The sequence below is a fragment of the Oscillatoria sp. HE19RPO genome (genome assembly GCF_024220515.1).
Taxonomy (GTDB): Bacteria; Cyanobacteriota; Cyanobacteriia; order Cyanobacteriales; family Laspinemataceae; genus Laspinema.
On record NZ_JAMXOT010000204.1, the window covers coordinates 1 to 11,760 of the forward strand.

At 48.1% G+C, this 11,760-nt stretch carries 11 protein-coding genes and 1 pseudogene; 3 read left to right on the forward strand and 9 right to left on the reverse strand.

The window, feature by feature from the left end; translation table 11 throughout:
• Positions 1-600: 600 nt before the first annotated feature.
• The 7 genes from NG833_RS18755 to NG833_RS18785 form a co-directional block, all read right to left on the reverse strand.
• The gene (locus NG833_RS18755) at positions 601-1,368 is read right to left on the reverse strand and encodes a proteasome-type protease (RefSeq protein ID WP_254566797.1); all 768 of its coding nucleotides are present in this window, start codon (positions 1,366-1,368) and stop codon (positions 601-603) included.
• Positions 1,369-1,630: 262 nt separating this feature from the next.
• Positions 1,631-3,058, reverse strand: a complete 1,428-nt coding sequence (locus NG833_RS18760) for a pentapeptide repeat-containing protein (RefSeq protein WP_254566798.1) — start codon at positions 3,056-3,058, stop codon at positions 1,631-1,633.
• 104 nt (positions 3,059-3,162) lie between these two features.
• Entirely contained in the window at positions 3,163-4,260 is a 1,098-nt protein-coding gene (locus tag NG833_RS18765; protein WP_254566799.1) for a hypothetical protein, read from the reverse strand.
• 176 nt (positions 4,261-4,436) lie between these two features.
• Positions 4,437-5,435, reverse strand: a complete 999-nt coding sequence (locus tag NG833_RS18770; RefSeq protein ID WP_254566800.1) for a hypothetical protein — start codon at positions 5,433-5,435, stop codon at positions 4,437-4,439.
• 250 nt (positions 5,436-5,685) lie between these two features.
• Positions 5,686-6,033 (reverse strand): hypothetical protein, encoded by a 348-nt coding sequence (locus NG833_RS18775; protein ID WP_254566801.1) that lies wholly within the window; start codon positions 6,031-6,033, stop codon positions 5,686-5,688.
• A gap of 25 nt (positions 6,034-6,058) precedes the next feature.
• Positions 6,059-6,745: a hypothetical protein gene (locus NG833_RS18780; protein ID WP_254566802.1), complete on the reverse strand. Its 687-nt coding sequence runs from the start codon at positions 6,743-6,745 to the stop codon at positions 6,059-6,061.
• 94 nt (positions 6,746-6,839) lie between these two features.
• Complete coding sequence (locus tag NG833_RS18785; RefSeq protein WP_254566803.1) at positions 6,840-7,199, reverse strand: hypothetical protein; 360 nt, start codon at positions 7,197-7,199, stop codon at positions 6,840-6,842.
• Positions 7,200-7,467: 268 nt separating this feature from the next.
• Between NG833_RS18785 and NG833_RS18790 the strand changes: the two genes are divergently transcribed.
• Both NG833_RS18790 and NG833_RS18795 read left to right on the forward strand, forming a co-directional pair.
• Positions 7,468-7,809: a RodZ family helix-turn-helix domain-containing protein gene (locus NG833_RS18790; protein ID WP_254566804.1), complete on the forward strand. Its 342-nt coding sequence runs from the start codon at positions 7,468-7,470 to the stop codon at positions 7,807-7,809.
• 2 nt (positions 7,810-7,811) lie between these two features.
• Entirely contained in the window at positions 7,812-8,489 is a 678-nt protein-coding gene (locus NG833_RS18795; protein WP_254566805.1) for an ImmA/IrrE family metallo-endopeptidase, read from the forward strand.
• Positions 8,490-8,638: 149 nt separating this feature from the next.
• Here the strand turns inward: NG833_RS18795 and NG833_RS18800 are convergent.
• Positions 8,639-9,481, reverse strand: a pseudogene (locus NG833_RS18800) (peptidoglycan-binding protein); the annotation flags it as partial.
• Positions 9,482-9,839: 358 nt separating this feature from the next.
• Here NG833_RS18800 and NG833_RS18805 point away from each other — a divergent pair.
• Positions 9,840-10,907 (forward strand): GUN4 domain-containing protein, encoded by a 1,068-nt coding sequence (locus NG833_RS18805; protein ID WP_254566807.1) that lies wholly within the window; start codon positions 9,840-9,842, stop codon positions 10,905-10,907.
• A 152-nt stretch (positions 10,908-11,059) separates the two neighbouring features.
• Here the strand turns inward: NG833_RS18805 and NG833_RS18810 are convergent, their stop codons facing one another.
• Entirely contained in the window at positions 11,060-11,611 is a 552-nt protein-coding gene (locus NG833_RS18810; protein ID WP_254566808.1) for a Spy/CpxP family protein refolding chaperone, read from the reverse strand.
• Positions 11,612-11,760: the final 149 nt, after the last annotated feature.

Below are 11,760 nucleotides of genomic sequence, written 5' to 3' on the forward strand. Positions count from 1 at the left end.
TTCTTGTTTGTAGTAACGACTTCAGTCGTTACCTCCTGTTATGGCGAATGCCATAACACGAGCACAAGACTTACGCAATCTTTTCTTCTTGTTTGTAGTAACGACTTCAGTCGTTACTCTCGTGTGATGGCATCAGCCATGACACGAGCACAAGACTTACGCAATCTTTTCTTCTTGTTTGTAGTAACGACTTCAGTCGTTACCTCGTGTCACGGCATCAGCCGTGACACGAGCACAAGACTTACGCAATCTTTAAAGTTAAAGGCTAAATGTAGAGGCGATTCGCTTGCTCGCCTCTACATTTAGCGTTAATTCTCAAAATCTGCGTAAGTCCTGGAGCAATTGGAGGGTCTACCGCCTACTTTCTTGGGGATTGGAGGCAGAGGCTCCACAGAGGCGTGACTTGCGCGTAAGCTGTCCTGTCACGGCTGAAGCCGTGACAGGAGGTAACGACTGAAGTCGTTACTACGAACTTTGCTCTGCTCTCATTGGATTGAATCCATCTCAGCCGCAGAAAGCTCCTGTCATGGCTTCAGCCATGACAGGAGGTAACGACTGAAGTCGTTACTACGAACGGTTTTCTTTCTGCTTTAATTGGATTTAATCAATTAGAATATCTTCTTTTACATCATCTTCATAATATTCCCATTCTACATCAGGCATATCATCAAAAGCTTGTTTGACGTAGCTTTCCCATAACTTTCTAATTTTAGCCAGATAAGGGTCACCGAGTCTCAATCTCAAGCGATGGCGGATGGTGAATGAATCGGTATGATACATGACAATATCAATGGGCGGTCCTACAGAAATATTAGATTTCATTGTAGAATCAATGGAGAGTAAGGCACATTTTGCCGCAGCTTCTAAGGGGGTATTTGCGGTTAGGGTGCGGTCCAACAGGGGTTTGCCATATTTGGTTTCTCCAATTTGAAGAAAGGGCGTTTCTTTGGTGGCGTGAATGAAATTTCCCTGACTGTAAATTAAATAAAGATTGGGTTCTTCTCCAGGAATTTGGCCTCCGAGCAGGATACTGCATTTAGAATCAATGCGATCGCGTTCTAACCAAGGTCTATCCTGATCTTGAATGGCTCGGATTTTGTTGCCAATATAACGCGCTACTTCGGCCAAACTGGGAAGGGTATGCAGATTGATTTCTTCTTGATGTTTAATGTCTTTCTCTAAGGCGGCGATCGCTCCTTGGGTGATGGAGAGGTTTCCCGAGGTACATAACAAAATCGTTCGCTCTCCCGGTACGGAAAAATCAAACAATTTTTGATAGGTGGAAATATGATCAACCCCGGCATTGGTGCGCGAGTCAGCGGCGATCACTAAACCAAAACGGGTGAGGATACCCAGGCAATATGTCATAAGTGGGTGCTGTTTATCGGTTCTATGGACTCTTTAGATTTTATCCTTGGACTTGCAGCTATTCTCATTAAATTTTAGAGTTGACAAGGGTCGGGTGAAGCTGGTTCCGGTCCTGTTGTGTTAGGGGGTTAAGCCTCTTGGGGGGGTTAGCCCCCTGGTGGAAAAGTCAGAAATCGCTCAGAATATATTTCAGACTGAAAGTGTTTGACATCTTTAGAGTAAATCCCTCCATGCATCCCCCGGAGGGATTTTATTTTTCACCCTACTCATAAATACTGCCATCGGGGAGGATTGCGCCATCGAGTTGAGCTTGGGTTTCCCCTTCCCCAAAGTTCGCGCCGATGAGATTAGCGTTGGTGAGGTTGGCATGGGTGAGGTTAGCAGATTCTAGGTTGGCACCGGCGAGATTGGCACCGGCAAGGTTGGCTCCCATTAGTTGGGTTTGCTGCAAGTTTGCGCCAGATAGGTTGGTTTCAATCAGGGTGGCGCTGTTGAGATTGAGCGCCGTTAAATCTAATCCACTCAAGTCTGATCCGCTGAGGTTTGCGCCACTGAGATAGACATTTCTAAATAGGGTATTTCTGAGATTGACGCCGCGCAAGTCGGCACTGGCAAGGTTGGCACCGTCTAAGTCGGCTTCATTCAGGTTGGCACCGCTGAGGTTGGCACCGGCGAGGTTGGCTTCCCGTAAGTCGGCACCGCGTAAGTCGGCTTGACTGAGGTTGGCTTCTTGGAGGTCCCCTCCGGCAAAATTGGCTTGGGTGAGGCTACAGCCGATGAGAATGGAGCCTCGTAAGTCGATGTTGGCGGCGGGTTCGCTGCCGATCGCCGGGTTGGGATAGCCAGAATAGGCGATCGCTGCCTCGGATGATAGCGTCAGTGCTTGATTCGCTGGAAATGCCTGGGTTGAGCCAGCCTCGGGGTCTCTATTCTGATAGGGATTTCCCCAAGTGGGTAAAGCGGTGGGTGAAGGGGGGGTGGTATGGGAAATCTCCGAGGCATCGATCGCGGGGAGGTTAGGGTTCGGTTCGCTATAGGCAGCGGGTACACCCCAGACATTCGATACCATCGGCATTTGGGGAGGGACGGGGACGATTTCGCTGCCTTCTCGTCGGGGTTCGAGTTTCTCGATCGCCTCTCCGAGATGGGAAATCTGTTCCGAGAGTTGAGCAATCTCCTCGGGAAGGCGACTGCTGCCTGGGGTGGTGGCTGTTTCTGCCGAGTCCCCTTCGGTGGGGAGGGGATCGCGCAATTCCTGAATCGGGGGTTCCAGATGCTTGGCAATCTGCGATAATGCCGCATCTAATACCATTAACTGTTGCTCTAGGTTGAGGATGGGTGAGAGCAATCGCTCGATCTGCTCCTTCTCGGGTTTTTCCAGGAGGTTCTCATTCATCTGGGAGATTTCTTCGCTGAGTTCCCCAACTCGATTGGCGATCGCCACTTGAAACTCATCTATACTCTGATCGACTTCCGTAATGGCATTGCTCAGTCGTTGCTGCACGATCAGGTGCAATCGGTGGCGATAGACCAAATTTAACCAGGCTGAGAGAAATAACACCACTGCTGCATAACTGAGTCTTCCCAGAACCAATGCAGCAACCAAACCCGCAACTGATCCAGCCAGGGAAATATATTCAGCTATTTTGAGCCAACCCTCGTTATTGGGTTGCATGGAGTTTGGTTGCATGGTGCCTCGGTTCTCAACTGTGGATGAGGATTTACCCGTCTTAAATACAGAAAACTAGGGACAATTAATCAATTGCCCCTAGTTAAAATAACACTAAAATTCAATTATTTGCTTTTTGGCAGATTTTTGGCTTGTTCCACGGCAATTTCCCGCAAGGCTTGGAAGGAATTGGCATTGGATGTCCCTTCGATCGCCTTGACGGCCAAATCTTGCACCTGTTTGAGCGCCGATTCCAGTTGTTTGGTGAGGGTCTTGATGCGTTCTTCTTGGTTGTTGATGCTCACTTCTAATGCGCTGATTTGCAGTTGATAGGAGCGCTGGAGTCCTTCTACTTCTTTGCTTCGCAGATCGGAGGCGACTTTGGCTTGATAGTTGCCGATATTTCGTCCATTGTCTTTGCCATTCTTGATGTTGGTTTCCAGTTCTTTGGGATGTGCCTCAACTTTGGCTTTCGCTTCGGCATATTGTTTTTCCCGTTCGGCGATCGCCGTTTCCCGTTCAGTCCATTCTCGTTCCTGGGTTTGGCGGATTTCTGCCAGTTCTTGATACAAGCCTTTTTGGGTTTGTTCGTATTCTTCCTGAGCCAGGTGGCGATCGCGTTCTAAACTATAGCGATATTCCTCTGCATCCCGCTGTTGCTGTTTCTGCCGAGTAGTATTGCGTTCTTTAATCTCACGTTGATGAGTTTCTTGTTCTTTCTCCCAGGTTTTCTTCAGGGTTTGGATTTGTTGTTCCAAGGTTTCCTGGCGATCGGTGATTTCTATTTGAAAGGCTTTCGCTCGCTCTTGATAGGTTTGGATTAACTCTTCTAACGTCTCCTCAGACACTTCCAAATCATGCAAACTTTGAAGCTCTTCCACCTCCTGATTGACAGATTCTTCCAGTTCCTGTAATTTAGCCGCTTCGGAAGTCAGTCGTTCGGATAAATCACTAACCGCACCCCCAAACCCGAATTGCAACAGTTGCAAACTGTCAATCGTCTGATTAATTTTCTGTTGAGCCGTTGGTGTAGCATTCATCTGGGTTTTAACTTCATTAGAATTAATTTCTTTAACCGCTGAAACCGTACTTTTAGCCGCCGCCTGTTTTTCTTTAGCGAGTTGCTTAACTTGAGCCTCTAGTCCTGAATTTTCCTTTTCCAACTCCTCAAAAGCTTCCATGATTTCCGCTTTGGTGCTTTTAGAGGTAATTTTTTTCGCCATCAGACTTCTCCAAACAATGTGCAGGGTTTAAACTTGAAAAGGCGGGTTTCTATTAGCCGGCGTCGGCAGGCTTTGTCCGTATAGCCCCAGGCTTCAGCCTGCGGGGCGAGTTGTATTAGCCGGCGTCGGCAGGCTTTGTCCGTATAGCCCCAGGCTTGAGCCTGCGGGGCGAGTTATTATTTCGAGCCAGAACTCACATTTGATGAGGTTTGAAACGCTCGCATTGCTAAATCTTGAGCTTGTCGCATTGCCGCTTGTAGCTGGGCATTAATATCGGCAATTTGTTGAGTTTGTCGTTCCAGATTGCTATTGAGGGATTGCAGAGTCAAATCATACCCTTGCTTCGTGCCTTCCCACTCTTTCTCGAACAGGTCAGATTTAACCTTGGCATCGCGCTTCACTTCAGCGATCGCCTCTTCTTTGGCTTTAGTATAAGCCTGTTTCAATTCTTCCTCAAATCCCTCAATCTTCTTCTGATTCGCTGCAAATTCGGCTTGATGTTCGGTCAAATATTTCTCCCGTTCCGTCCAGTCCTTTTGTTTCTCCCGGGCAATCTCTTTTAACTCGCGCTCTTGTTGCCGCTTCTGTTCTTCATATTCATCGGTTTCTAATTCTTGAATCCGCAGCCGTTCATAATCATAATCGGCTGCTTCCTGTTCCCGTTGTTTCGCGACGGCTTCATCTTGTTCTTGCACCAAGCTGTCAAATTCTTCTTGTTCTTTTTGCCATGCTTTGCGCTTTTGTGCCTGGTCCATTTCAATGGCTTCTTGTTGTAAAGCCGCCTGATGATCCAGTAAAGCTAACTTTTCTTGATGTTCTTGGGTAAGAATGTGCAGCGCATCGGCAACCACTCGAATTTGGCGTAATTCTTCGAGGCGATCGGTTTCAATAGAAATTGCCCGTTTGAGTTCGTCCAGTTTAGCGGTTTCTGTGCTTAGTTTCTCCGCCAGTTGGGTGACAATACTCCCAAAATCCAGTTGTAGATCCGCTAACCCTTTAACAATGGTATCAATGGTGTAAGTCGAGGCAACGGCGAGGAGTTCTTGATTTTTCGCCTTTTCCGCTTCCTCCTCTTTCGTGGCGACTTTGGAGGCAGTTCCTTGGCGACTGGCTAGAAGTTGTTGAAATTGGGCTAAAATTTGAGCTTTACTGTCTTTAACTGGGACTTGGGACATGAATTTTCCTCCTATTTACGATAGTTTAGAGACTGAACGGTTAACCTTCATCACCCGGCGGGGGTTAAAAACCCCCGCCTGTAGAGGCGCTTCGCGAAGCGCCTCTACAGTCGGTTAAAAACCGACTAAAAACATCACTCTATCCTATAATATTTTCAGTCGGTTTCAACCGACTTTAGCTGTTAGACGGGGGTTTGAACCCCCGTCGGTTGTTGCTGTTAGGGTTTGAACCCCCGTCAATTGTTCCCCTTTACTCTAGCTGGCGATTGGAGAGAAGCTGGAGAATGGCGTTACAGCGATCGCAGCGATTGCCTTGCCAGCAAAAACACTCATCCACCACCTGTAAAAGCATCGCTCTCATTTGGCTATTTTGCTTTAATAATGCAGCATAATTCTGCTGAACCGAAGTAACCACGAGATGCAAATGTTGAAAATCTTCGCTGAGGAGTTGTAAATCATTTAACGTATCGGTGCGAATCTCCTCGATTGTCGTCAGATTTCCTTTCAACTGATTTTCCCAGACTGACTGGCGGGTGAGGTTGGCAATTTTTTTCATGAATTTATCTAAACCCGGTGAAAGGAGAGATGCGTGAAGCACCTCTCCGTTGTTTTATCGGACCCAATTAACCATTAGCAAGCGCAGGTTCCCGCATCAAGTCATTAGGAACTCCCGCAGGCAATGCCATTTCTCCAGAAGTTGGACCCTCCAAATGCGCCGCCATCAAACAAGCAATTTCAGCCGGAGGCAAATTATCCAAACAAACCATTTCCCGGGTTCCTTCCAAATCAATCATCCGACTCAGATTTTGGGGGTCAGACAAGACGATCGCCGCTTGTTCCACCATCTCCCAATCCGACCGTTCAATCCAGTCCCATTTCAGGCTATAATAATTAATCGGTTTAATCACCCCATTCTCATCCGGCTTTTGTCCCGAATGCTTGATAAAATCTGGCACAAATACCCCTTCTGCCGGTTCAATTCCTCGCGCCTGAACTGAGGCCACCAACCGATTAAAATCGCTCAGGCTGCGGCCTTTAACGTAGGTAACCATCACCACATCATGGGGCAGTTCACCCCCTTCGGCTACAAACCAAATTTGTCCCCATAACGTATTTTTAGTCTGCCCTAAACTACCGAAAAATTTGCTAAATTTGAGGATGGTCATCGCTAATTTTGACCCATATTCCTCATCTCCAATCGTCCATTTCCCCGCCTGACAATTGTTTTTAGCAGAAATGGGTAACTCGGGAACAACAATGGCATTTTCGGGCTTAGTTCCAAATACGGAAATTGTCGCTTTCTTAGACATGGTTTCTACTCCTGTAGGGTTTTGTAAATTTGCGGAATTCTCTGTTTTATCTTTGGCCATATTGAGTAACCTCTCTCCGATGAATTGCACCGGATTATCGAATCACTGGACGAGGGGTAACTGGGGCGGAATTGGGATATTTATAACCCGGTTCTTCTCCGGGACGAGACTCAGTTTTAGCCGCCTCCGGATGGGGATATCGTTCTACCCAAGGGTTGCCATTGGTCCCCCGAACTGACTCCGTGGAGGCGACGCCTTGGGTACTTTGCAAAACCGCCAGCAGATTTTGTAACAGTTCGATGTGGGCTGGGGTAAAATGGATGGTGAAACCCGAACCATCTCGGGCATAACCCGGACAGATGAGGGAGGCGGCACCTTGGTCGTCATGTTTGGCAATATAAAGCCAGTCCCCGTCTTCGAGCTTATAGTGAGTATCAGTCCAGGTTTTGAGCATGGTTCCTCTCCTGTCTTGTTTGTGTGGCACCCTCCCTTATGGCGCTGTGGATTGGCCCTAACCCTGCTGTTCCCCGACCCGAGGTTTTACTAGGTATAGCGTGTCAGCCGGAAGAATCTGGGAACTGCTACTCCACCCCTAGCGCCTGTCTCGTTGAATGATTGTTCAACTAAACCTAGTTTAGCGCGACTTGATTTTTTCGTCAATCCAAAAGTTGATTTTTTTTTCAAAGTCGCCTACAATGCAGATGTAGTGGGAATTTAAAGACGTGGAACAGAGTTTTGGTAAACTAATTCGTCAAGCACGCAAGGACAAGGGATATAGTCAAAGGGAGCTGGCCAAGCTTCTGGATGTGGATTTTACCTACTTGTCCAAGCTGGAAAACGATCGCGCAGACTATGCACCTAAAGAGGAAGTGATTCGGTCTTTGGCGCGGAATCTGGATTTGGATGAGGAGGAGTCAATCGTCCTCGCCGGTCGTCTTCCGCAACGGTACGAGGATTTTCTCAAGCAAAATTATAAAGCGATGCCTGCACTCCTGCGGCGGATGCGAGAAAATCCTGATTTTGCAGAAAAGGTGTTTCAGCAGGTGGCAAGCGAGGGGGAATAATCTTGAGTATTTTTAAGCCGTATCGCTATTATCGCAAAGAAGCGATCGAGTATCAGGCGAATAATGTACTCAGGCGGATGGCACAGCGCGGGGAGCAGTTTGCTCCTTCCTGGCCGTTTGACGTGACTTTGGTTGCGGATTTTTTTGACCTCGGTGTGATTTGGGAACGGATTCCACCGGATGAACAAGGGGCGATCGCGGCGAGGATTCTCCCCCTGCAACGCTGTATCGAGATCAATGAAGAGATTCTCGATAAACCCCAGGGATTCCAGGAATCCACCCTGGCGCATGAAATCGGCCATTGGGTGCTGCATATTAATCATGAGGCGACGAGGGAAACCGGCGATCGCCTGTTCACCAACCTCACCCCAGCAGATGAACCCTTTGTCTGCCGGGGGAGTCGGGACGTGAACAGTCCCCTGAGTCATGCCTCGGTGTTAGAGTCTATGGAGTGGCAGGCGCAGTATTTTGCCGGTTGCCTGCTGATGCCGAGACGGATTTTAGAAGAGAAACGCCAAGGACGGGATTTAACCTATTGGTCTCACTTATATGAAATGCGAGAAGAATTGGGGGTGAGTATCTCTAATTTGGTGAATCGCCTCCAAGATTTAGAGTGGATTTACTTGGATAAAAAAACTCGCAAGCGGGAAATTTATCCAGGAAAGGCACTGGTTTCTTAAGTTGGGTTCAGAATGAAAAGCGATCGCAGTTTACCAGGGTGGGAGGCGATCGCTTTTTAGTTTTAATTTCGGGGTTAATACAAAGCAACCAAGATACTTTGGGTTTGAGGACCGGCAATGCCATCGGCATGAATCCGGCGATCGAGTTGCAACTCCTTCACCGCTCCCTCAGTGAGTTGTCCGTAATAGCCAGTAATGGGTCCTGTATAGTATCCTAAGTTCCGGAGGTCTTCCTGGAGAGCAACCACCGCAGAACCCTGGGACCCTGGACGCAGGGTTTCTCTGGCGACAATCACCGGGTCGGGTGTTTGTGCGAGTGTTAACCAGATTTCGGGACCGGCAACCCCATCAATGGGGATATGATAATCCTGTTGTAAGTGCATCACCGCATCTTCTGTTAATGCCCCATAGTAGCCGGTAACGGGACCATTAAAATAACCGGCAGCGATTAATTCTTGCTGTAATTGCACCACTTGTCCCCCGCGATCGCCTCGTCGAAGGCCACTGCTGCCGGTATCATAGTGAGGGCGATCGCCGGTTATGGGAGTCGCATTGGGATTCGGCGAAGAAGGGCGAGGAGTCCGGGGGATTTGCCCTTGATAACAGCCAATTTGAGCAATTGTTGAGGCAGTAATCGCACCATCACCCACCCCAGCACTTTCTAGTTCCCACGTTAAGACCGCTTGTTCCGTCATGGGTCCATAGAAACCGGAAACAGGTCCGTGAAAATAACCCGTTGCCTTCAACATCTGCTGAACGCAAGTGACGAGGGGTCCACTATCTCCTCGTCCGAGTCCTTGTGGGGGAATCACATGGGAGGCGACTGCCTCTTGCATCAGACTGAAGAGAGAGAGACTCAGGGCGATCGTTAACCTGTAACGGTCAGAACTGACGCAATTTTTAACATTAAACCCGAAATGTAGGGGCGATTCGCGAATCGCCTCTACAGATTCGAGGGCCAAAACCGCCTGTAAATATGCTAAATTTTCCATGATAGTTATTCAGGTTAATATCCGTAAAAATTCAAAGGGTTATCAAGGTTTTCAGTGGGAGTGTAAAGCTATTGTCCAATTCGAGTCAAGGCGCGTTCCTGGAAAAATCTGGACTCTAGCTTAGAGCAGGGTCCTTAACAGGATTGCACCAATGATTGAGTTGCGCTCCTATCACTTTAGCCTGATTATCCCGTAGAATCATCACTGGGGTTTGGAAATGTCACCGGGATGGATCGGCATAACCCACCCAGATGGAAGAAAACCCGAAGAAGTTGATCGGACGGAGTGTGAGTCAAGAGGGCCAATTTAACTTCCCTGAATTTGAATCAATTTAGAATTGAATATTAGGAGTACGGGGTTGAAACAATTGTTGATTGATGCTTTTAGAATCAAGGGATTAACTCTAACGGTAATTCCCCCTTGTTCTGGGGAAAAAATCAGGGCATTCGCCCTGATCGTTTGTTTGAGTTTGCAATCCTGTTGGTTTGAAAAGCCTCCTAAACCCGACCCAGAATTTAAACTCACCTCCACGGCAAACATTGATTATAAACCCCTGCAAGCATTACTGAGGGAGCGTCAGTGGAAAGCTGCCGATCGCGCCACCTTTGAGATTTTGTTGAAAATCAGCCAGAGAGAAGCCGAAGGGTGGTTAAGTCAAGCTGATGTAGAAACACTTGACTGTGAGGATTTGCACACCTTAGCAAAGCTATGGAATTATTACAGTGATGGGCGGTTTGGCTTTATTCAGCAGCAAAAAATTTGGGAATCTGTAGGGGGAGTGATTGGGAATTATAAGCCAGAAATTGCCGAAAAATTTGGCGATCGGGTGGGTTGGCGTAGGCAAGGTCAATGGAAGAGTTATGAGAAACTTAACTTCTCTAACTGGGCTGCTGAAGGCCACTTACCTGCTACCACGGGAAATGGGGTGAGTGGTGGCGTCTGGAACGGGGTGGCCTCCATCACCCATCGCTTGAAATACTGCCATTTGGTGGATGCTCTAGCCAGCCAGCAATGGGTTACCGCAGACTGGAAAACCTTAGAATTACTAGAGCCCTATCGAGAAGATACCCGAAGCGCGACAGCTTCTCTATTAATCAATAAAATTCCTTGTTCTGAACTCCAAGAAATAGATCGTCTATGGCTAAAATATTCTAATAAACGCTTTGGTTTGAGCGTTCAAACTGCCTTTTTAAGAGCAACGGGCAATGACCCAAACGAAGTCAACTGGGACCATTATGCTCAGTTTGAAAAAGCAGTGGGTTGGTTTCAGTTCGATCATAAAGACATGAGCTACAATGGGGTTGAGCCTCAAACCGTTCCCCCGGGACATTTTCCCTATCGAATCGGCTACAGCTATTATACGTTTGGTTCGGGTTTTAACCGCACCTGGCGAATGGGTTTGGACCCGACTTGTGGGTTTTATTAAGAAACATTCCAAAAATAGAGTGCTTGCAAAAAAAGGGACAAGGCAGTGCCTTGTCCCTGGGATTGAAGCCGGTCCTGTGGTTCTAGAAGGCCCGTACCGGATGAGATAGAGAGGGGTTTCTCAGGTTGACTGTACCCCTCTGTTGGTAATAACTATTGTCCGGGTCCGACCCTGTTGGATCCGGGACGATTTCCCCGGCCATTCCCATGATTGCCTTGACGGTTCTCGCGGTTTTGGCGGCGCTGTTGCATTAATTGGGCAAACTGCTGCCGTTGTTCTGGGGTGAGAACGTTGCGAATGGCTAACATTTGCTCGAACTGCATTTGTCCCATTTCTTGCCGCGCCTGGAGAATTTGATTGTGTTGATTTCGCAGGTCGTTATCGCTGGTATTGCCAGCCATCATTTGACCCATGCGCTCCATGTTTTGACGCATTTGGTCGCGGCTGGCTTGCATTTGAGTTTGGTAGCGATCGCGAATGGCTTGGATTTCTTGCTGTTGCTCGGGTGTGAGATTTAACTGTTCGAGCCAGCCTTGTTTTCCGGCCCATTGACCGCCCCCTCCAGAACCCCGACCGGGATTGTTTCCCCCAGGACGTTGAGCGATGGTTTGTTCTGCAAAGGGTTGGGGTGCAGCATAAGCGGCAGTGGTAGTTCCTAGGGCAAGCATTAAAGCGGCTAACAAGGAAAGACGAGAGACAGACATAATTAAAGCCTCACTTAATTTGCAATGTAGTGTTGGTTTTGCTGGGAGCATCTCAATTTTTCCTAAAAACCAGTCTGACCTCTCCCCCCTGCCCCCCTCCTCTACAAGGGGAGGGGGAAATAATTGTCTTTCTCCCCCTTCCCTTGTAG